This is a genomic window from Solidesulfovibrio sp. (assembly GCF_029978005.1).
GTDB lineage: Bacteria > Desulfobacterota > Desulfovibrionia > Desulfovibrionales > Desulfovibrionaceae > Solidesulfovibrio.
The window spans coordinates 1-20,372 of sequence record NZ_JARKOZ010000144.1 but is presented as its reverse complement, the minus strand read 5'-3'; the positions used below and the strand labels follow the sequence as shown (position 1 = coordinate 20,372).

General features: G+C 69.3%; 14 protein-coding genes. 6 read left to right on the top strand and 8 right to left on the bottom strand.

Annotation, left to right across the window (positions count from 1 at the left end; translation table 11 throughout):
* Nucleotides 1-34 precede the first annotated feature (34 nt).
* From Q1K70_RS16250 to Q1K70_RS16240, 3 genes are all read left to right on the top strand, one after another.
* The gene (locus Q1K70_RS16250; RefSeq protein ID WP_300161639.1) at nt 35-3,163 is read left to right on the top strand and encodes a glycosyltransferase family 39 protein; all 3,129 of its coding nucleotides are present in this window, start codon (nt 35-37) and stop codon (nt 3,161-3,163) included.
* An 89-nt stretch (nt 3,164-3,252) separates the two neighbouring features.
* Nucleotides 3,253-4,587 carry an FAD-dependent oxidoreductase gene (locus Q1K70_RS16245; RefSeq protein ID WP_300161637.1) on the top strand — a complete coding sequence of 445 codons (1,335 nt, stop codon included), beginning with the start codon at nt 3,253-3,255 and terminating at the stop codon, nt 4,585-4,587.
* An 11-nt stretch (nt 4,588-4,598) separates the two neighbouring features.
* On the top strand, nt 4,599-5,753 hold the full coding sequence (locus Q1K70_RS16240) for a radical SAM protein (protein WP_300161635.1): 1,155 nt from the start codon (nt 4,599-4,601) through the stop codon (nt 5,751-5,753).
* Here Q1K70_RS16240 and Q1K70_RS16235 read toward each other — a convergent pair.
* Nucleotides 5,747-6,043 carry an EF-hand domain-containing protein gene (locus Q1K70_RS16235; RefSeq protein WP_300161633.1) on the bottom strand — a complete coding sequence of 99 codons (297 nt, stop codon included), beginning with the start codon at nt 6,041-6,043 and terminating at the stop codon, nt 5,747-5,749. The genes Q1K70_RS16240 and Q1K70_RS16235 overlap by 7 nt on opposite strands.
* Nucleotides 6,044-6,312: 269 nt before the next feature.
* On the opposite strand from Q1K70_RS16235, the gene Q1K70_RS16230 reads away from it, so the two are divergent.
* Complete coding sequence (locus Q1K70_RS16230; RefSeq protein WP_300161631.1) at nt 6,313-8,724, top strand: methyltransferase domain-containing protein; 2,412 nt, start codon at nt 6,313-6,315, stop codon at nt 8,722-8,724.
* Here Q1K70_RS16230 and Q1K70_RS16225 read toward each other — a convergent pair.
* The gene (locus Q1K70_RS16225; RefSeq protein WP_300161629.1) at nt 8,714-9,427 is read right to left on the bottom strand and encodes a class I SAM-dependent methyltransferase; all 714 of its coding nucleotides are present in this window, start codon (nt 9,425-9,427) and stop codon (nt 8,714-8,716) included. The genes Q1K70_RS16230 and Q1K70_RS16225 overlap by 11 nt on opposite strands.
* Nucleotides 9,428-9,981: 554 nt before the next feature.
* A complete protein-coding gene (locus tag Q1K70_RS16220; protein WP_300161627.1) occupies nt 9,982-11,427 on the bottom strand; it encodes a sigma 54-interacting transcriptional regulator in 1,446 nt (481 codons plus the stop codon).
* A gap of 325 nt (nt 11,428-11,752) precedes the next feature.
* Between Q1K70_RS16220 and Q1K70_RS16215 the strand changes: the two genes are divergently transcribed.
* Together Q1K70_RS16215 and Q1K70_RS16210 are read left to right on the top strand one after the other, a co-directional pair.
* Nucleotides 11,753-12,115 (top strand): iron-sulfur cluster assembly scaffold protein, encoded by a 363-nt coding sequence (locus Q1K70_RS16215; protein WP_300161625.1) that lies wholly within the window; start codon nt 11,753-11,755, stop codon nt 12,113-12,115.
* Between the two features lie 330 nt (nt 12,116-12,445).
* Complete coding sequence (locus Q1K70_RS16210; protein WP_300161623.1) at nt 12,446-14,899, top strand: glycogen/starch/alpha-glucan phosphorylase; 2,454 nt, start codon at nt 12,446-12,448, stop codon at nt 14,897-14,899.
* Nucleotides 14,900-14,957: 58 nt separating this feature from the next.
* Here the strand turns inward: Q1K70_RS16210 and Q1K70_RS16205 are convergent, their stop codons facing one another.
* The 5 genes from Q1K70_RS16205 to Q1K70_RS16185 all read right to left on the bottom strand — a co-directional run bounded on the left by Q1K70_RS16205 (nt 14,958) and on the right by Q1K70_RS16185 (nt 20,306).
* Nucleotides 14,958-15,815 (bottom strand): SDR family oxidoreductase, encoded by an 858-nt coding sequence (locus Q1K70_RS16205; protein WP_300161621.1) that lies wholly within the window; start codon nt 15,813-15,815, stop codon nt 14,958-14,960.
* Between the two features lie 42 nt (nt 15,816-15,857).
* Nucleotides 15,858-16,283 (bottom strand): MarR family transcriptional regulator, encoded by a 426-nt coding sequence (locus tag Q1K70_RS16200; RefSeq protein WP_300161619.1) that lies wholly within the window; start codon nt 16,281-16,283, stop codon nt 15,858-15,860.
* 100 nt (nt 16,284-16,383) lie between these two features.
* Nucleotides 16,384-17,409, bottom strand: coding sequence for an electron transfer flavoprotein subunit alpha (locus tag Q1K70_RS16195; RefSeq protein ID WP_300161617.1), 1,026 nt, complete (start codon nt 17,407-17,409; stop codon nt 16,384-16,386).
* 18 nt (nt 17,410-17,427) lie between these two features.
* Complete coding sequence (locus tag Q1K70_RS16190) at nt 17,428-18,228, bottom strand: electron transfer flavoprotein subunit beta (protein WP_300161615.1); 801 nt, start codon at nt 18,226-18,228, stop codon at nt 17,428-17,430.
* 227 nt (nt 18,229-18,455) lie between these two features.
* A complete protein-coding gene (locus tag Q1K70_RS16185) occupies nt 18,456-20,306 on the bottom strand; it encodes a 4Fe-4S ferredoxin (protein ID WP_300161613.1) in 1,851 nt (616 codons plus the stop codon).
* Nucleotides 20,307-20,372 lie beyond the last annotated feature (66 nt).

Here is a 20,372-nt window from a genome sequence, read left to right as displayed (position 1 = left end):
CGGCGACGATTCCCCCATTGCCCGGAGGACGGCCATGAGGCCCTCCGACGTGCCGCAACCCTCGCGGCGGGTCTTCGTCGCGCTGTTCGTCCTGTTGCTCGCGGCCGGCATCGCGCTGCGTCTGGCCGGCATCGGCGATCCCCAGCTGTGGGAGGACGACTACCTGAACCTGGACCGGGCGCTCATGCCGCCCGGGCGCATGATCGCGGTCCAGCAGTACCAGGGGCCGGCCGACACCATCTTCGACTTCCAGCCGCCCCTGTCCTACCTGCTGGTCCACGCCGCCCTGCTGGTTTCCGACACCGTGCTGGCCGCCCGCATGCCCTCGCTCGTGGCCGGGGCCTTGTCGCTTCTGGCCGTGGGCCTGCTCGGGACGTTGGCCGGCGGCCGCCGGGCCGGGCTTTGCGCCGTGGCGCTGTGCGCCCTGTCGCTTTTCCACTTGGACTTTTCCCGGGCCATCAAGCCCTATGCGCTTTTCCTGTGCACCCTGGGCTTTTCCCAGTACTTCCTCATCCGCTGCCTGTCGCCCGGCCAACGCGACGTGTTTCCTTTTCTCGCCGCCTGGAGCGGCGTCACGGCGCTGATGCTGACCACGGCCTACCAGGGCGTGCCGGTCCTGGCCTGCGAAGGCCTAGCCGCCGGCCTGCTTTTCGTCTCCCGCAAGGGGGTCTTCGCCGCACCCGGCCGGGGCAAGCGCCTGGCCTGGCTGGCCCTGGCCGGGGTCGCGGCCGTGGCGGCCTGGCTGCCGCTGGTGCGGGGCCTGCTTTTCATCCAGGAATTCCTGCGCAACCCGTCCGTGGACCCGTGGCGGGGACTCTCCGTCGGCTTTTTCGGCGACATGCTGCGCGGGCTCTTCTACCAGCACGCCCCGGCCGGAACGGCCTTCACCGTGCTGCTCGGCGCACTGGTCCTTATCGGCGCGCTGGGGTGCGCCCGGCTGCCGCTTCTGGTGCTGGCCGTGACGGGCGTGCTGCCGGCGGCGGCCATGCTCACCAGCCAGACCGACCTGCGGCCGCTGGTGTCCTGGCGGCACCTGTCGTGCCTTATGCCGCTTCTGGCCGTGTGCCTGGGCGTCGGCGCGGACCGCCTGGCCGGGGTCGCCGCCCGGTCGCTTCCGGTCAAAGCCCGGCCGGCCGCAGCGTTGGCCTGTGCCCTGGCCGTGGTCGCCCTGGCCATGGCCCCGGTTCTTCGCGACCTGCCCGAGGCCCTTTCCCGCAGCCTGTCCAACGACCGCGACCTCATGCGGTACGTAAGCCGCCTGCCCGCGCCCGACGCCGCCCTGACCTTCACCGGCTACCAGCGAAACGCCCGCAACTTCTCCACCCGCTGGCACCTGCCCGGCCGATTCGACGCGCCGGGCGAGTTCGCGGCGCCGGGCGAGTTCGCGGCCCCGGGCTACGTCCGTGCCCTGGTGGTGGACGCCTACGGCGAGGCCTCGGACCGCAAGCGCTCCCTGCCGCCCGGGAACCTCCTCGACTCCTGGGGCACGGGCCTTGGCCGTTCGCGCCTTTCCCTGGCCGGCCTGCCGAGCCGGGCCCCCCTGCTCCTTACCCCGGGGCGGGACGCGCCCGCCGCCTACGCCGACGCCTTCCGCGACCGCCGGGCCTACAACGACGCCTTCGCCCTGGAGAACTTCACGCCCGATCCGGAAGTCGGGCTTCTGCGTCCCACCCGCTACGAGGTTCCGGCCGCGGCGGTCTGGCGCTTCGTCGTGCCGCCAGGGGCCCGCGTCGCGGCCACGGTCACGGCCGCGCTCTACAAGCGCCACCCGGGCGTGGCCTCCGACGCCAGGCTCACCCTTTCGGCCAGCGCCGACGGCCAGCGCTTCACGCCCGTGGCCAGCCTCGGCCACGACGATTTCCTCCTGCCCGACGGCACGCCGCGCCGCACGCCGCGCCGGTTCTTCGAGGAAATGGGCTTTTACGACGACTGCCGCGAGGCCACGGCGCGCCTGGACCTCACGCCCTTCACCGCCGGCGGCGCGGTCAGCCTGCGCCTGGACTACGCCCCGGGCGTGCGGGAGGGCTTCCTCAACGTCTCGGGCCTGGCCGTGACCGCGACCGAGGACCTCGCCGGCGGCCAGACCGCGCCGGGGGTGGACGCCACGGCCTTTTACGCCGCCAACCTGGCCCGCAACTGCGATGCGCCGGCCTACCGGCCGGGCGTGACCCTGGTCGGCCCGGCGGCCTACGTCTTCGCCGCGCCCGGCCGCGAGGACCTCGCCCGCACGCTCCCGGGCGGCCAGGTCATCGGCACGCCCGGGGAGCTGGCCCGCTTCGCGGCCGACCACCCGGGCCTGGCCCCGGCCTATGTGCTGCCCGGCGCGGACGGGAACCCGGCCGTGCTCGTGCACGACCCGGCCCTGGACCCGCAGCAGGGGGCGGCGCACCTGAGCGACGCCGCTCCCCGGGCCGTCCTGGACGTGGCCGCGCCCCTTGATGTGGGCACGCTGTGGCTGTGGGGCCGCATCAACGCCCCCAGCCTGACCTTCGGCAACGAGAAGCTGTCCATCCCCGTGGCCGCTCCGCCGGGATCGGTCCTGCGGCTCACTCCCGGCGGCAAAGGGCTTTTGACCTTCACGCCGGACTTCGATCCGCCGGATTTCACCGACGGCCCGAACGCCCGGTTCCAGAACATGGCCCCTTCGATCTCTTATCCGGAATACGCCGGCGGCGTGACCTGCCGGCCGGAAACGGACTGCCGCTTCGAATACGTGATCGTCTCGGGCCTGCCCGTCACGGAACTGCGCCTCATGACCTATCCGCGCCTCTACGGCGGCCCCGGCCCCAAGGGGCGCTGCCGGGCGGCCGTTTCCACCAACGGGCGCGACTTCGATACGGTGGTGGATTTCCGCGACGCCCCGGACGGCGACTGGAGCCCCATGTTCGCCCGGCGCTTCGCCCGGGTGCGCTTTGAAAAACCCGTCACCTTCGTCACGGTGCGCTTTACGCTCGCGGCCAACGCCGAGGCGGAGTTCTGGTCCCACACCCGGCCCGTGGACCGCATGGTCGTGGAAGCGGCCCTCGACGCCAGGAGCCTCCCGCCCCTGGCCCTTCCCGCCGGGCAGGTCCCGGTGACGCTTTCCGGGGAGCCGGGCAACGACCTGCGCCTTTTGCCCGCCACGACCCGGCCGGGCCTGGAACGCGTCTGGCCCGGGGATTGACGTTACACCTCAGGCGATTGCCGGGGCGCGCCGGCCATGCTAGGTTCCGCCATGCTCCACGCATTTTCCGAAAGGACGACTTCCCCGTCATGAGCGCCCCGAACGACGCCTATGTGGTGGTCGGGGCCGGCGCGGCCGGGCTGACCTGCGCCGTCCGTCTTGCCGAGGCCGGCTGGCCGGTGGTGGTTCTCGAACGCGAGCCCGAGGTCGGCGGGCTCCTGCGTTCCCTGGTCCTCGACGACGTGGTCTTCGACCTCGGCCCCCACGTGCTTTTTCTCGACCACCCCGGCCCGGGCGAGGACTTCCTGCGCCAGGTCCTGGACGGGCATCCCGTCATCCGCCGTCCCTTCGCCTTCGCCATCGCGGCCGGCGGCCGGCAGTGGAAGTTCCCCAACCATTTCGATTTCCTGCGCTACCCCTGGAAGTACCAGCGCGAGGTGGTGCGCGCCGCGCTCAAGCGCCGGGGCGCGCCGCCGCCCGAGCCCATCCCGGCTTCGCTGGAGCTTTCGGAAAAAAGCGGCCCCGGGCTCTACGCCCTGCTTTTCCGCGACCTGTTCGCCAAAAAGGCCCTGATGCCGCCGGCCGCGCTCCACCACCACTGGCTGGCCCGGGTGGACCGCACCATCGACAACGAAAAGGAGCCCTTCGCCCGGCGCGGCAAGGCGGCGGCCGTGATCGCCGCCCTGTCCCGGCTGCGCCAGCGTTACACCTACCCGGCCGGCGGCCTCGGCGACGTGCCGGCCCTGCTCGCCGCGCGCCTGCGCCGCGCCGGGGGCGAGATCGTCACGGGCGTCCGCGACATTTCCCTCGTCCGGCAAAGCGAACGCATCGCCAGCGTCGTGGCCGACGGCCGGGAGATCGCCGTGCGCCACCTCGTCTGGACCGCGCCGCTAAACGTCCTCAACGCCGCCCTGGGCGACCCCGCGCCGGTCCTGCCCACCGTGACCATGCGCCTGGTCATGCTCACCTACGACCAGGCCGCGCCGGTCGCCCGGCCCTTCGTCTACACCTACCACCCCGACCCGGCGCTCACGGCCAACCGCGTCTATTACCCGTCGTCCCTCTTCCGGGAGCGCGGCCCGGCCGGCCGGGAGGGGCTGTGCCTGGAAATCAACGTGGCCGCCGGCGACGCCGCGCCGCCGAGCGAAGAGGAGAGCATCGCCGCGGCCGTGGCCGACGCGGCCCGCCTGGGCCTTTACCCGGCCTCGGCCCTGCGCCGGGCCAGGGCGGTCACCTTGCCGGCGGCCATGCCCGTCTATCCCCTGGACTACGAAGCGCGCCTGGAAGCCGCCGCCGCGCCGGTGCGCGGCCTGGCCAACGCCCACGCCGTGGGCCGCCAGGGCGGGTTTTATTTCTGCCTGACTCCGGCCGCCGTGAGCCAAGGCCTCAAGATGGCGGCGCACCTGCTGGAGCCGACCCCATAACCGGAGGGCCCATGGGACTTCTCGATTCCGCCCTGGCCACCAAGGGCGCGGGCGCGGCCGAACGCGTCAAGATCCTCAAGCGCCACGCCCAGGCCTTCCTGCGCCACGCGACGCCCAGGCGGCTGCTCAACTTCGCCCGGGCCGAGCGCAACCGGCTGCAAAAACGCACGGTCCTCGATTCGCTGCCCTACATCCTCAAGATCGAGACCACCAACATCTGCAACCTGCGCTGCGCCTACTGCTACGACGACCGCCGCCCGCCCCGCGACGACGAGCGCCCCTTCGGCCGCATGTCCCTGGACCAGTTCCGGGCCATCCTCGACGACGTGGGCGCGTATCTTTTCAAGATCAATCTCTACGGCTTCGGCGAGCCGTTCCTGTTCCCCGAGACCCTGGACATGATCCGCCTGGCCGCCGACCGCAACATCGGCGTGGGCGTGTCCTCCAACCTCACCCACCGCGACCCGGAGCTGCCCCGGCGCATCGTGGCCTCGGGCCTGGAGGTGCTCATCTTCTCCTGCCATGGCGTGTCCCAGGAGACGAGCAGCCGCTTCATGCGCGGCGGCAACCCCGACGTGGCCCTGGCCGCGCTTCGCGCCGTGATCGAGGAACGCCGCAAGGCCGGCCGCGACACGCCTTTCATCGACTGGCAGTACTGCGTCACGGGATTCAACGAGCACGAGATTCCGGCCGCCCGGGAAAAGGCGAAAGAGCTCGGCGTGGACCAGGTGCGCTTCATCAAGCCGTTTTTTCCTGCCGACGCCCCGGACGACTGGTTTTCCAGGCGCTTCCCACGCCAGACCCTGCGGCACGGCGACGACGAGCCCTCGCCCGGCTGCTCCTGGCTCTACCGCTCGGCCTACGTCAACTGGGACGGCGGGCTCATCCCCTGCTGCCGCGATCCGCGCGACCCGTCCGTGGATTTCGGCAACGTGATCCGAACGCCTTTCCGCCAGGTCTGGAACAACGAGAAGTACCAGGCCGCCCGGGCGCTCCTGGCCGAGCCCACGCGGGACGACCTGCGCGCCGGCATCCTGTGCGGCCGCTGCCCGGTGACGAAGGCGAAGGAGGAGGGAAAAAAGAATCGGGGCGCTGCCCCGGGCCCCGCCGGGGGGCATGACGCCCCCCGGACCCCCGCGACGGGGACGAGGCCGCAAGATCAGTAGGCGGAGTCGTTGCTTTCGGCGGCGCTCCAGACGTCGAGCGGGATGTCGTTGTCGAGCACGCGCTGCACGTAGCCGTTGTTCTTCGTATCGATCTTCTTCCAGGCCGTGTCGGCCTTCTGCTTGTCCTTCCACTGGGCGACGAACTCTTCCTTGGTGATCTTGCCGTCCCTGTTCACGTCGTACTTGGCGTAGACCTCGTCGATAGAGGTGTAGCCCTTCTTCTTGGCGCAGCCGCCCACGGCCGCAAGAAGCGTCAAGGCCAGGGTCAGAATCAACAAAACCCGCGTCATGCCGTGCTCCTTTTCCCGATGTCATGGTTTCGCGCGCCGCTCGCGCCGCATCGCCCCGCAACGCCTGTTCTTCACAGACTTTCACCCGAAGTCCTACAGGAACCCGCGCCCCCGGCGCAAGGGGCCGGAGGCGCCAATGCGTTGCGGCCCGGGCTTTTCCCTTGCCGGGCGTCGCCGCCTCCTCCTTGCCGTCGCCCCGGGGCCTGGGCTATTCGGGGCTTTTGACGGCGCGCGCCGTCCCCCTGCAACCCGAGGACCGAGGATCGCCCATGCCGTTTTCCCCCGATGCCTGGATCCGCCTGCGCCACGAAGACACCCCCATCTACCTTTGCCCGGACGCGCCCGACTGGTTCGTGCCGAGCGCCGCCGGCGACGCCGCCATCCAGGCCGCCGCGCGCGGGGAGTCCCCGGACTGCGAGGCCCGGCTGTTCCTGGCCCGCCTGCCCGAGGCCGCGCCCCTGCCCTACGCCGGCCGCCAGGCCGCCCTGCCGCTGGCCAGGCTCAGGGAACTGTGGCTGCACGTCACGGACCGCTGCAACCTGGCCTGCCGCCATTGCCTGTTCTGCTCCGGTCCGGCCGCCGCCAGGGAGCTGGCCACGGACGTGGCGCTTGGACGCATGTCCGAGGCCCGGGCGCTGGGCTGCCGGGTATTCGCCCTGACCGGCGGGGAGCCCTTCCTGCACCCCGGTTTCGCGGCCCTCATCGACCATGCCCTGGCCGACCCCGCCGCCCACGCCGTGGTGCTGACCAACGGCACGGGCTTTTCCGCCTTCCGGGAGCGCCTCAAGGGCTGGCCCCGGGAGCGCCTGCACTTCCAGGTGAGCTGCGACGGCCTGGAGGCGCGCCACGACGCCCTGCGCGGGCCGGGCGCGTTTGCGCGCCTGGCCGCCGACCTGGGCCTGGCCCGGGACCTCGGCTATCCGGTGACCATTTCCTTTTGCCCCACCCGCGACAATCTGGACGACCTGCCGGACGTGGCCGCCTTCGCCGCCGCCCGGGGCGCTTCGGGGCTGCATCTCATGTGGCACTTCGCCGCCGGGCGCGGCCAAGGCGACGACCGGCCCGAGGCCGAGGCGTTGTACGCGGCCGTGGTCGCGGCCTGGGACCGGGCCGAGGCCCTGGGCCTTGCCGTGGACAACGTCGAGGCCCTGCGCGCCCAGGTGTTCGCGCCCGTGGGCACGCGCCACGACGGGGCCACGGCCGGGTACGAATCCGTGGCCCTGGGCCCGGACGGCGAGCTTTACCCGAGCCCGGCGCTCATCGGCCTTTCGGAGCTGGCCACGCCGATCCCGGAAGCCGGCGGCCTGGAGGCGGCCTGGCGCGAGAGCCCGGTTCTCGAGGACCTGCGCCGGGCGAGCTGCCGGGAGAGCCACTCGCCCTGGAAGTACCTCCTCGGCGGCGGCGATCCGGACCATTCCTTTCGCCACGGCGGGGCGTTCACCGGCCACGATCCCTACCTGCCGCTGCTCGAACGCCTGGCCGCCCGGCTGATCGCCCGGGAGGCCGCGTCCGTGCCGCCGGCCCTGCCCGATTCCCGGCCGGCGCTGCGGCTCAAGATGGGCGAAACCCACGTCAGCTGCCACGCCCACGGCGAAGTGGCCCTGGCCCACACCAACTGCCTGCTGTCGCTTCCCGGCGAAGGCAGCCTCGCCCAGATCAAGGCCTTCTACACCGAGGCGGCGGCCGCGGAAAAAGGCGACATCGTCAATCCGGTCCACTATCCGGACGAGATGGTGGCGCACATCCCCGAGCGCTTCCGGGTGCGCGGCTACGGCTGCGGCTCGCCCATCGCCGACGCGGCCCTGCGCCCGGGCGAGACCATGGTGGACCTCGGCTGCGGGGCCGGGGTCGAGTGCCTCGTCGCGGCCAGGCGCGTGGGGCCGACGGGCAAGGTGATCGGCCTGGACATGCTGCCGCCCATGCTGGCCCGGGCCAGGGTTGCGGCCGCGGCCACGGCCGAGGTCCTGGGCTACGCCAACACGGCCTTTTTCCAGGGCTACCTGGAAGCCATGCCGCTTGGCGACGCCACGGCCGACTGCGTGACGTCCAACTGCGTGCTGAACCTGTCCACGCGAAAACGCCGGCTCTACGCCGAAATATTGCGGATTCTCAAACCCGGCGGCCGGCTCGTCTTTTCCGACGTGGCCACCGAGACGCCGGCCTCGGCCGCCATCTGCAACGACCCGACCCTGCGCGGGGAGTGCATTTCCGGCACGCTCACGCAAAAAGACCTGGTCGCCATCCTGGAGGAGGCCGGGTTCACGGACATCCGCTTCCTGCGCCGCTTCCCGTATCGCCTGGTGCGGGGGCACCGGTTCTATTCGGTGACGGTGTCCGCCCGCCGGCCGGCGGCCGTGGCGCGGCGGCGCAAGGTGTTCTACCGGGGGCCTTTCCGGGCCGTGGTCACGGCCTCGGGCGAGGTGCTGCGGGCCGGGGAGATCAGGGAGATCGCGCTGCTTGAAGAGGATATGGCCGGCGAGAACCTCTTCGTCCTGGACGAGGAAGGGGCCATCGCCAATCCGGACTTCCAGGCCGGTTCGGGCGGCTGCTGCTGCGCGCCGGCCAGGCCCGACGCCACGGTGGCGGCGCTGCTGGAAAAGCTGCCGGCCCGCGAGGGGCTTGCGCCCTTCAATCTGGCCCCGCCGGCCGGGGAAGAGCGGGAAAAAGGGCCTAACGCGTGATTTCCACGGCCAGCTTCACGTAGTCGCGGCGGGCGGCCAGCACCGCGTAGTCGCGGCAGCAGGCCTGGCAGAAGTCCTGCAGGGCGGCGTATTCGTCGGTGCAGTCCCGGGCCGTGAATTCGTCGAACAGGATGATCGTCCCCGGGGCGATGTGCCGCTGCATTTGCATGAGGCAGTACAGGGTCGAGGAGTAGAGGTCCGCGTCCATGTGGAGGACCAGGGCGTTTCGCGGCGTGAACGACCGGGAAAAGGCGTCCACGGTCTCCTGGAAGAGCCCGTCCACGATGCGGGCCCGGCCGTCCCCGAATTCGGGGACCCGGCCCTGTCGGGAAAACGTGCCCTTGGGGTTGTCCGCCCCCCAATCCTCCGGCAGGCCCTGAAAGGAATCGAAGCCGAAGAACCTGGAGTCCGCATTGGCGTTGAGCTCCAGCCAGGCCCGAAAACTTTCGCCGCCGGCGACGCCGAACTCGAGGTAGTCGACGGGCCTGTTCCCGACGAACCGCTGGTTCACGCAGCGGTAGAGCTTCCTTCTGTCCTTGTATTCGAAGTCCAGGAGGATCGCGTCCTTCGCCTTCTCCGCCATGACGTCCTGGAATTCCCTGAGCCTGTAGTGACTTTTCCAATCCTGGGCCGTTCCGTGAACGAGCAGATCGATGGCGTACTTGACCAGCTGCGAGGCATCGTTTTTCTTCGCTTGCGCCATGGCCGGGCTCCTTGTGCGATCGCAGGTCGGTTATGCACAAAAAGTGCCATAATCCCGGATTTTGTCGCCTCGCGCAACGGCAACGCCGCCTGTTCCTCCTCTTGCCGTATAATCAAATCCTTGCATGCATGGCCCACAACGGTCGCAAGAACCTTTGCAAGGCCTCCGTGAACCGGGAACCACGGGGCTATTCGCTCTGTCAAAATACCGTATCGCGACCAAAACCGGGATGATTGGCCGCAAGAGGACGCAATGCCCAAACGACGCGGTGAAGGACAAGGGGCCAAGTCCTTCACGCTTATCGCGTCATGGGCCCAGGCAGGCCACGGCGTCGGAAAAACGTCGGCCAAACGGCCGGCGCGGGCATGAGTGAGGCGTCGGGGAGGCCTGCCGCGTCGGCGTCGCGTCCGCGAAATACGTGCGGACGCGTCCGGCGGACCAGCAACCTTGAGAAGGAAACATCCTGCAAAACGGCCGGGTTTTTCAAAGACGCGCCAGACGGCGCGGCGGCACGGCGGTCCGCGAGCGGCCGGCGAATACGGGAGAAAGGCGGGCTACTCCCCGCAGCACTTCTTCATCTTGCGAAAGACGGTGGTGCGGTCGAGGCCCAGGCGCTTGGCCGCCTCGCCCACGGAGCCGTAGTAGGCGATGGCCCGCTCCAGGTAGTCGCGCTCGAAGGAGGCCAGCACCTCCTTGTAGGGGCGCTCGAAATCCACGGGCAGGGCGATGGCCTCGCGCACGGTCGCGGGCTCGGCCGCCGCCGCGTCGGCGGCGGGCAGCAGGCATTCCTTGACCCGCATGGCCGTGGGCAGGTCCTCGGCCGTGATCGCGCCGTCGCAGGTGATGACCAGGCCCTCGATGAGGTTCTCGAGCTCCCGGACGTTGCCCGGCCAGTTGTAGTGGGCCATGATCCGCTCGGCCTCCAGGGAAAAGGAGGCCCGCTTGCGGTAGCGCGAGCCGAAGCGCTGGAGAAAGAGCCGGGCCAGGGGCAGGATGTCGTCGGGCCGGTCGCGCAGCGGCGGAATCTCCAGCACCGCCACCCGCAGGCGGAAAAAGAGGTCGCTGCGGAAGGTGCCCAGGCGCGCCTCGGCCTCCAGGTTGCGGTTGGTGGCGGCGATGACCCGCACGTCGGTCTTGCGGGCCTTGCTCGAGCCCACGGGCGTGAGCTCCCTGTCCTGGAGCACGCGCAGAAGCTTGGATTGCAGGGCAAGCGGCATCTCGCCGATCTCGTCGAGGAAGATGGTGCCGCCCTCGGCCATCTCGAAAAAGCCCACCCTCCCCTTGGGATGCGCGCCGGTGAAGGCCCCGGGCGCGTAGCCGAACAGTTCCGACTCGATGAGGTTCTCCGGGATCGAGGCGCAGTCCACCTTGACGAAGGGCTTCTCGCGCCTGGGGCTGGCCTCGTGGATCATGCGGGCGAAGAGCTCCTTGCCCACGCCCGTCTCGCCGAGCACGAGGGCCACGGCGTCCGTGGCCGCGATGCGGCGCAAGAGGTCCATCAGCCGCTTCATGGCGGAATTTTCCGCGATGAAGTTGGTGATGCCGCCGCCCTCCCGGATGAAGAAGTCCATCTGGTGCTGATAGGTCTCGATCAGCTCCTGCTGGCGGGAGATGCGCTCGCGCATGCGTGCCATGAGGGTGATGTCGCGGGCGTAGACCACGACCAGGCTCACCGTGCCGTCGGGATCGCGCACGGGCTTGCCGTCGATGGTCATGGAGCGGTTGTCGCGGGTGACCTGGATGGAGGAGGCGGGCCGTCCCGTGGCCACGATCTCGGGGGTGATGGGCGCGATGTTGAACAGGCCGGCTTTTTTGAGCTCTTCGACGTTCTTGCCGATGAGTTCGGCCTTGGCCATGCCGGTGAGCTGCTCGTAGGCGGCGTTGACCTTGAGGGCGTAGCCCTCCCGGTCGGCGATGAACACGCCGTCCTCGATGCTGTCGAGGATGGCGTCGAGGTGGCTGGCCACGGGATCGAGGAAGTGTCGTTCCTTTTTTCTCATTTCCGCCCCTTTTTCGCCCCAGGCTCGTCACAATTTTCTCAAGCCCGCCCTTTGTCTGGTGTGCAATACCGCAACCTGTGGCAAAGGTGCAACATGTTGCAGATTTGCCAATCCCCTGATTTCTTTGGTTATAGACTCCCGAACTCGAAAAAAACAAGTGCGAATTTGCAACATGACTCGCCCTTTTTTCGGGTTTCATCAGACCTTTAAATTTTTACCAAACAAAATCAACTGTTTAATTTTTTGGCACGCCCATTGCTAATAGAAAGACAACGCGCAAGACGCAAACACGAAAACAACTGCCTTATAATACAAGGAGAACGCCATGGACGCCACCCCGAACACCACCAAGGTTCGCCCGGTTGTGAAGCCCCTGGAAAACTACACCGTCGAAGGCGTGAGCGAATGTTCGGCCTGCGGCCGCGCCGTCAAGATGCAGCTGCTCATCGACAACGACATCATCGTCGATGCCGGCGGAACGGTCGAAAGCTGCGGCTACAGCCGCGAATGCATGGCCGCGCTCGTCGCCACCGTCACGGGCATGAACGTGTTCGACGCCCAGGCCGTCTCCAGCGAAGATTTCCAGCCTCTCATGACCCGCGTCATCGAGAAGCTCGGCTGCGACAACTGGTGCGTCGCCGCCCTGCGCATCGCCCTGCGCAACTACCGCCTCCGGGCGGCGGCCTAGGCACACCGCCGCCCGTTCACCCGGCCATCCGTTGGACCCACACGGACGGTCGGGGGCAAGCCAGGGGACGTCCGCCGCTAACGTCCCCTGGCTTTTTTTCTTCGAAACGACTTTTTCCCGCCTCCCGGTCCCGCCCTGTCGTCCCGCTTTGACAACATGTCCGCCATTCCGTAGACACGGATAAGCGCCGAATCGGCCGCCGGCTCGCCGGATTTTCGCGGCCCGGCGCAGGACTCCCCGCCCCAGGCGGCGCGCCAACGCATCAACCGCGGGGGAGCCCCGGGAAGCGCTCCGGCAGGGGACGCCTTCCCCCCCGCCCAGGGAGAGGCCATGGCCAAGGGAAGCGTGTCCGATTTCCACGACCTCGGTTCGCTCGGCGAGGACATCCGCCGCCACATCCTGTCCAATCTCGGCAACGACCTCTACCCGCCCGACCCCTTCCGCTATTTCAGCGGCCTGGCCTACGCCATCCGCGACCGCCTCATCCGCATGTGGCTGGCCACCCAGGCCTCCTACTACGACTCCATGAGCAAGCGGGTCTATTACCTGTCCATGGAGTTCCTGCCCGGCCGCTTCCTCATGAACTACATCACCAACATGGGCATGGAGGAAGGCTGCCGCGAGGTCGCCTCGTCGCTGGGCTACGCCCTGGACGACCTGGCCGAGGAGGAGCGCGACGCCGGCCTCGGCAACGGGGGCCTGGGGCGGCTGGCCTCGTGCTACATGGACTCCATCGCCACCCTGGGCGTTCCCGGCTACGGCTACGGCATCCTCTACGACTACGGCCTCTTCCACCAGACCATCGTGGGCGGCTGGCAGGAGGAAAAGGCCGACAACTGGCGGCGTCACGGCAGCCCCTGGGTCATCGACCGTGTGGAGCACCTCTACGAGGTGCGCTTCCACGGCAGAAGCGAAGCCTACCGCGACGACAAGGGCGCCCTGCGCTACCGCTGGGTGGACGCGGACTCGGTCATGGCCATGCCCTGCGACATCCTCATCCCGGGGCACGGCGGCGGCCACGTGACCAACATGCGGCTGTGGGCGGCCGCCTCGTCCCAGGAGTTTTCGCTGCGCGACTTCAACCAGGGCGACTTCGTCGGGGCCATGCAGGCCAAGATCCTCTCGGAAAACATCTCCAAGGTGCTCTACCCCAACGACGAGCCCGTGGCCGGCAAGGAGCTGCGCCTCAAGCAGCAGTATTTCCTGGTCGCGGCCACGCTTCGCGACATCGTGCGCCGCCACCGCAAGTCCGGCCCCTCCTTCGAGGGCTTCGCCGACAAGGTGGCCATCCAGTTAAACGACACCCACCCCACCATCGCCGTGGCCGAACTCATGCGCATCCTGGTGGACGAGGAGTTTCTCGCCTGGGACGAGGCCTGGGACATCTGCCGGGCCACCTTCGCCTACACCAACCACACCGTGCTGCCCGAGGCCCTGGAGACTTGGCCCATGGACCTCTTGGGCCGGGTGCTGCCGCGCCACCTGGAGATCATCGCCGAGATCGACCGGCGCTTCCTGGCCGAGGTGGCGGCGAAGCATCCCAACGACCCGGGCAAGCTCGCCCGCATGGCCGTCATCGACCGGGGCAGCTCCCGGGTGCGCATGGCCCACTTGGCCATCGTCGGCAGCCATGCCGTCAACGGCGTGGCCAGACTCCATTCCGACATCCTGCGCCAGAGCGTGTTCCCGGATTTCGACGCCTTCTACCCGGGCAAGTTCACCAACGTGACCAACGGCGTCACGCCCCGCCGCTGGCTGCTCCAGGCCAATCCCTCCCTGTCGCGGCTCATCACCGAGGCCATCGGCCCGGACTGGACCAAGGACCTCACGAAACTCGAAAAGCTCGTCCCCCTGGCCGAGGACCCGGCTTTCCGCCAGGCCTGGCGCACGGCCAAGCGCGACAACAAGAAGCGGCTGGCCCGGTACGCGCTGCGAAAAACGGGACTCGGCATCAACCCGGACACGCTCTTCGACGTCCAGGTCAAACGCATGCACGAGTACAAGCGCCAACTTCTCAACGTGCTGCACGTCGTCACCCTCTACAACCGCCTGCGCCGCGACCCGGGCCTGGCCGTGCCGCCGCGCACGGTGCTCGTCGGCGGCAAGGCCGCGCCCGGCTACTTCATGGCCAAGCGCATCATCCGGCTCATCACGGCCGTGGGCGAGAAGGTCAACGCCGACCCGGCCATGCGGGGCCGGCTGCGCATGCTCTTTCTGCCCAACTACTGCGTGTCCCAGGCCGAGAAGGTCATCCCGGCCGCGGACCTGTCCCAGCAGATCTCCACCGCCGGCATGGAGGCCTCGGGCACGGGCAACATGAAGTTCGCCCTGAATGGCGCGCTGACCATCGGCACCCTGGACGGGGCCAACATCGAGATCATGCAGGAAGTGGGGGAGGACAACATCTTCATCTTCGGCCTGACCGCCGCCGAGGTGGCGGCCGCGCGGGCCCACGGCGTGGACCCGCGCCGGCGCGTGCGCGACGACGCCGAGCTGGCCGAAGTCCTGGACATGATCGGGCGCGGCTTCTTCGTCCCGGACGAGCCCGACCTCTTCGCCCCGGTCATCGCCAACCTCCTCGACCACGGCGACTACTACTGCGTCACGGCCGACTACCGGGCCTGCATCGAGGCCCAGGACCGGGTCAATGCGCTCTACCTGGACCCGGACGCCTGGAGCCGCAAATCCATCCTCAACACGGCCAACATGGGCTTTTTCTCCAGCGACCGGGCGGTCATGGAATACGCCCGCCGCATCTGGAACATCGAGCCCCTCGGGGAATGACCGGCGGCCGGGCCGGGGGAAACCCCTTTCCACCGGCCCGGTCGCGCGGCCCCAAGGCTCAGGCGAAAAACGCCTTGACGTACGCGGCCAGGGCCGTGGCCGGCCGGCCGGACAGCGCCTCCACGTCGCCTGTCACGCCGGCGTATTCCCCGGCTTCCGAGGCGGCGTAGATGCTGATGAGCGCCTCCACCACATCCTCGGGCATCCCGGCCGCCCGAAAGGCGGCGGCGAAATCCTCCGGCGCGGCGTCCACCGCCCGCACCGGCTTGCCCAGGGCCAGCGAAAGCGCCTTGGCCACGTCCTCGCCGTCGTAGGCCACGGGCCCGGTCAGTTCGTAGACGGCGTTGTCCCTGGCCGCTCCGGTCAGCGCGCCCACGGCCGCCGCGGCCACGTCCCGGTGCGTGACGTAGGCGACCTTCCCCCTGGCCCCCGGCATGGCGAACACGCCCGTCTCCCTGGCCTTGGCCAGCAGCGCGTCCAGGTTGGCGGCGTACATGTTGTCGCGAAGCAGCACATAGGCCAGCCCCGAGGCCTTCAGGTACGCCTCGGTGGCCACATGGGCGGCGACCCACGTGAACTTGCTCCCGGGCACGGGATTGACCGCGCTCGTGTAGACGATGCGCTTGACTCCCGCCTTCCTGGCCGCGTCCACGGCGGCGCGGTGGTTGGCGATGCGCGTCTCGTTGCTTCCCGCCCCGGAAACGAGCAGGAGCGTCTCCACCCCGGCGAAGGCCGCCTCCAGGCTGGCCGGATCGTCGTAGTCGGCCCGGGCCGTTTCGAAACCCAGGCTTTTGAGCGCCTCGAGCTTCTCCGGCGCGCGGGCGGTCAGGCGCACGCCCCGCGTCAGTCCCCGGGCCTTGCATTCCTCGATGACGGCCTGTCCCAGACGGCCCGTCGCGGCGGTGATGGCGATCATGACGTCCTCCTTCTGTTTGAGATCAAACAAATCGGGCAAAAATTAAAGGAAATTGGCTTCCATGGTCTCGAGGAGACGCACGAGCCGCCCCCGGTCGTCCGGCGCGATCCCGCGCCAGGCCCTTTCCAGCAGCGCCTGGGAGATCTCCCGGAACGCCGGCTCCAGGGCCCGGCCGGCCCCGGTCAGGCGCACCCGGACGCTGCGCAGGTCGTCCGGCGCGGCTTCCGTGGCCACGTAGCCGGCGGCCACGAGCTTTTTGACCAGCGCCGTCACCGTGGACTTATCCCGCTTGGCGGCCGCGGCCAGCTCCTTCATGGACGCCTCGCCCCTGAGAAAGAGGTGGTGCAGGATGGCTCCGTGGGACGGGGCCAGTCCCTTGATGCCCCGGCTTTCCAGGGCGGCGGCCAGGGAGCGGTTCACCCCGGCGTGGACGTCGCCGATGAGGGCGGCGATGCGCTGCGTTTCCATGGTCGAATGAATAAGTTTGACGTCAAACAATGTCAAGGTCCGAAAAAAAGGCCGGGGGGGGCGCTCGCCCTTCCCGGCCCGTGAAGACGTTCGCTGGCGGTTATCCCAGCAGCTCGTTGATCTTTTTCATGACCGCGAAGGCGTCGGCCACGTAGAGCACGTCGGCTTTGCCTTGCGCCCAGCCGCAGGAGGCGTCGAGGTTCACGGCCCGGCGCTCGGCGATGAAGCGCCAGCCGACCACGTGGGGCTCCTCGCCGTGGCAGCAGGTGGCCAGGCCCTTGGGATGGCGCGGCGTCGCGCCGGTCTGGCCGACCTGGTGCAGGTGGCTGAGGAAGGGCAGTACGGCCTCGCCCTCGCCGCCCATGTCCACCAGCGACTTGCTGCTGCCGAGCGACGCCTTGGACCTGCCGAGGAACCCAAGGATCAGTTCGCCGGCCTCGGCCACGTGGGGCGCGCCGTCGGGCTGCTTTTTCGTCCAGCCCGCGCCGGCCACGAACAGCAGCTTGGCGTCGGGGCGGATGGTCTGCTCGTCGGCCGAGGGCGCGATGACGGCCTTGACCGCGGTGCGGGTGAGCGCCGCCGTGACCGGCACGTCGACGGCCGTGACGGCGACCTGGCCCGGCGCGCCGTCGTAGGCGGCGTGGCAGCCGGCCGAGACGGTCAGGCACCAGGGACGCCCGGCGCGGCTGAGCTCGGCCTGCATGCGCTGGCGGTAGTAGCCGCGCGTGGCCACGGGCGCGCCGTCCTTGGCGGAAACGGCCGTCACGTGGGCGTCGATGCGCCCGCCGAGCCGCGCGGCCACGCCCGGAAGCGCCCGGGAGACGCGGGAATCGTCGGCCGCGACGACAAGGGTCGCGCCGGCGGCCTTGCACAGGGCCTCCATGGCGGCGGCGTCCGTGGCGTAGCGGGGCTGGCCGAAGGCCTCGCCCGAAACGCCGTGGAAGGAGGCCGCGCCGCAGCCGGCCAGAACACCCGCCGCCCCGGCCACGTCCGCGCCGAAAAGGCCGACGGAAAGCGGCGCGCCGAGCCCCTCGGCCAGGGACTTGGCCGCGGTCAGGGCCTCCAGGGAGGCCTTGGACAGGCCGGCGTCAGCCTCGGTATGGGCGAGAAAAAGTACGGATTCCATGTTGTCGCGCCTCCTGCCCTAGCTGTTGATCCAGGCGATGATGTCCCGGGCGATGTCTTCCACGGGCGTGTCCTTGACCAGGCGGGTCTCCCGCTTCTGGGCCGGCACGGCCACGGACTTGTAGTCGATGGCCGCCGCGTCGATGGCGGCGGGCTTGGCCTTTTGCAGGGCCGGCATGACGAGGCGCATGTTGGCCATGCCCACCTGCGGATTGTTGGGCGGCTCGGGCAGCTCGCCCGTGGCCCAGCCGAGCACGGCCGGCGCGCCGGCGCAGGTCGAGACCAGGTAGGCCCCGCCCTCGATGCGCTCCATGATTTCAAGGGAGCCGTCCGCCCCGACGGTCAGCTTGTCCACGCCCTGGAACTGGTCCACGACGCCGAGCTTCTCGCCCAGGATCTGCAGGGTGGAGCCCGCGCCGCGCGAGGCCGACTGCCAGCCGCCGAAGACCAGCAGCTTGGACTTGTCGAGGCCGGCGATGCCCTCGATGGCGGCGAAAAGCGCCGCCGCGACCTCGGAGCTGTCCGTGAAGCCGCCGGCCGGGCCGTCGGCCACCACCAGCTCGAAGGGAGCCTTCTGGGCCACGGTCATCATGACCTGCTGCAACTTGGCCTTGGGCCCCAGCGACACCAGCCAGACCTTGCTGCCGGCGGCGGACTTGGCCAGGTGCGCGGCCTCGTACAGGGCGTGGGACGCCCAGGGGTCGAGGATCGACGGCAACATCATCTCGTTTTTGAGCCCCCAGCCGGTCGGACCCTTGACCGGCTCCAAGGTCTGCAACGGATCGGGCACTATACCGCCGCATACGACGATATGAAACATAGGCACTCCTTCCCAAAAAACTCCCAAGGTGTTCTTTGTAAACCGCTATCCCTTTCGGGAGCGCGGGCGGGAGAACTTCCCGACCGCGCCCCCGCCAAGGACTGCAACGAAGCTATCCCCCTTCATTTCCCCCCATCAAGGGGGTTCGGGGGGGATTATCCCCCCCGATGGGGAGGTCCAGGAGGGGCGACGCCCCTCCTGGCTCTTCTCTTTTCTTCTTCCCTTCCTCAGTTCTCCGCCGAGTGCAAGCCGCCGGCGGCGGCTTTGAAGGTGATGTTGGTGCGTTCGGGGTCGGCCTTGGAGGGCTTGGAGCAGTTCCAGAGGCAGGCCCCGCAGTGCACGCACTTTTCCCGGTCGAAAAGCGGCACGCCGTCGTCCGGGTTGGTGGTGATGGCCTGTCCGGAGCAGGCCTCGATGCAGGTCTTTTCGCAGCAGGCCCGGCAGACGTCCGGGTCGTCGAAGACGACGTGGTCGGCGTAGCCCGGCGCGGCCTGCACCTTGCCGCCAATAAGCAAGGCGTCCTGGTGGGAGACGAGCAGTTTGCCGTCGTATTCCACGGCCGGCCAGCCCGCGCGGTCCATGAGGGCGTCGTGCAGCGCCTGGCCCTTGGCCGTGGCCTCGCGGCGGATGCGCGCGATCTCCTCGCAGGGGATGCGGCAGCGGTAGTATTCCTCGATGCTCGGGATGCGCTTGTGGGTGGGCTTCGAATCCGCCGGCCAGCAGAGCATGCCCTTGGTCAGGCCGCAGATGCCCATGCCGATAAGTCCCGGCAGGAAGCCGGCGGCGAAGCCCTCGCGGGAGCGGGCGGCGATCTTGGCCTCGGCGTCGAGCCAGGAGGCGCGGCGGCGGGCGACGTAGGTCTTTTCGAGGTTCTCGGCGGTGAAGGGCAGGCCCTGCTCCAGCAGCCCGACCACGGCCTCGCCGAGCAGCACGCCCGAGGTCCAGGCCTCGTCCACGCCGGAGCCGGTGAGCACGTTGGTGGTGCCGGAGCCTTCGCCGATGCGGGCGTAGCCGTCGCCCACGAGGTAGGGCTCGCCGTTGCGCCCGGCTTCCTGCAGCGTCTTCGCGCCGAAGGAGCGCAGTTCGCCGCCCTTGATGTTCTTCCAGATGTAGGGGTGGCGCATCCAGTGCTGGAGGTAGCGGTAGGCCGTGCGCACGGGGTTGTCGAACCAGGAGGGCACGAAGATGCCCAGCGAGGCCGTGCGGTCGGGCAGCACGTAGAGGAAGCCGAAGATTTCCGGCTCGGGGAAGCCGATGGTGTGGATGACCGTGCCCTGCTTCCAGGGGCAGTGGGCGGGCAGGTCGATGACCAGCTTCATGCCCACGGCGTAGTCGCGCTGGTGCTTGCCGGCGGGCAGGCCGCGCATGTCGTCGATGGCGCGGCCGACCGGCCCCACCGGGCCGTCGCCGACGACCGTGAGTGCGGCGCGCACGTCCATGCCGGGCATGTAGGCGGCGTCGGGCTTGCCGTTTTTGTCCACGCCCTGGTCGGCCAGGCGCACGCCCACCACCTTGCGGTTTTCGACCAGCGGCGCGGCCACGGGCGAGCCGGGCCAGATCTGCGCCGCGCCGGTGGCCATGACGTTGCCGGCCACCCACTGGTTGAACTGGCCGATGGAAAAGGTCAGGCCGCCGTGCTTTTGCAGGAAGGGTGGAATGTACGGCAGCTCCACGGCCATGTCCTTGTAGCCCGGGAGCTTCTCGCCCAGGGCCTTTATGGCCATGTCCTTGAGCTTCATGAGCAGCGGCCGGCGGCTGGCCCCCACGGGGTCGAGGAGGTAGACGACCTTCTCGTCGGCGATGGGGGCGCACATGGGCAGGTCGGCGGGCTTGAGGTCGGGAAAGCTCAGCCGGATGCCGCGCGCCTTGGAGACCACGCCGGAGACGCCGACGCCCAAGTCGTCGGCGCGCTCGTAGCAGATGACCTGCGGCGGCAGCCCCGGAGCCAGCGGGCTCTCCATGACCGGCGACCCGTCCTCGTTGACGATGCCCCGGGCCAGGGTGGTCAGAAATCCGCCCATGGCCGGTCCAAACCCGACGCAGACGATGTCCGTCTCCATGACCTGCCGTTCCATCATGACCTCCGTGCGTGGAGCGAGGAACCGGGGGAGGGAACCCCTTTTTGAAAAAAGGGGTTCCCTCCC

What these genes read in the sequence shown, in the direction of transcription:
- Q1K70_RS16205 (WP_300161621.1), bottom strand. Translation starts at nt 15,815, where the DNA reads ATGATCGCCATCACCGCCGCGACGGGCCGTCTGGGACAGGCCGTCATC.
- Q1K70_RS16210 (WP_300161623.1), top strand. Translation starts at nt 12,446, where the DNA reads ATGGCCAAGGGAAGCGTGTCCGATTTCCACGACCTCGGTTCGCTCGGC.
- Q1K70_RS16250 (WP_300161639.1), top strand. Translation starts at nt 35, where the DNA reads ATGAGGCCCTCCGACGTGCCGCAACCCTCGCGGCGGGTCTTCGTCGCG.
- Q1K70_RS16230 (WP_300161631.1), top strand. Translation starts at nt 6,313, where the DNA reads ATGCCGTTTTCCCCCGATGCCTGGATCCGCCTGCGCCACGAAGACACC.
- Q1K70_RS16245 (WP_300161637.1), top strand. Translation starts at nt 3,253, where the DNA reads ATGAGCGCCCCGAACGACGCCTATGTGGTGGTCGGGGCCGGCGCGGCC.
- Q1K70_RS16190 (WP_300161615.1), bottom strand. Translation starts at nt 18,228, where the DNA reads ATGTTTCATATCGTCGTATGCGGCGGTATAGTGCCCGATCCGTTGCAG.
- Q1K70_RS16225 (WP_300161629.1), bottom strand. Translation starts at nt 9,427, where the DNA reads ATGGCGCAAGCGAAGAAAAACGATGCCTCGCAGCTGGTCAAGTACGCC.
- Q1K70_RS16195 (WP_300161617.1), bottom strand. Translation starts at nt 17,409, where the DNA reads ATGGAATCCGTACTTTTTCTCGCCCATACCGAGGCTGACGCCGGCCTG.
- Q1K70_RS16215 (WP_300161625.1), top strand. Translation starts at nt 11,753, where the DNA reads ATGGACGCCACCCCGAACACCACCAAGGTTCGCCCGGTTGTGAAGCCC.
- Q1K70_RS16200 (WP_300161619.1), bottom strand. Translation starts at nt 16,283, where the DNA reads ATGGAAACGCAGCGCATCGCCGCCCTCATCGGCGACGTCCACGCCGGG.
- Q1K70_RS16240 (WP_300161635.1), top strand. Translation starts at nt 4,599, where the DNA reads ATGGGACTTCTCGATTCCGCCCTGGCCACCAAGGGCGCGGGCGCGGCC.
- Q1K70_RS16185 (WP_300161613.1), bottom strand. Translation starts at nt 20,306, where the DNA reads ATGATGGAACGGCAGGTCATGGAGACGGACATCGTCTGCGTCGGGTTT.
- Q1K70_RS16220 (WP_300161627.1), bottom strand. Translation starts at nt 11,427, where the DNA reads ATGAGAAAAAAGGAACGACACTTCCTCGATCCCGTGGCCAGCCACCTC.
- Q1K70_RS16235 (WP_300161633.1), bottom strand. Translation starts at nt 6,043, where the DNA reads ATGACGCGGGTTTTGTTGATTCTGACCCTGGCCTTGACGCTTCTTGCG.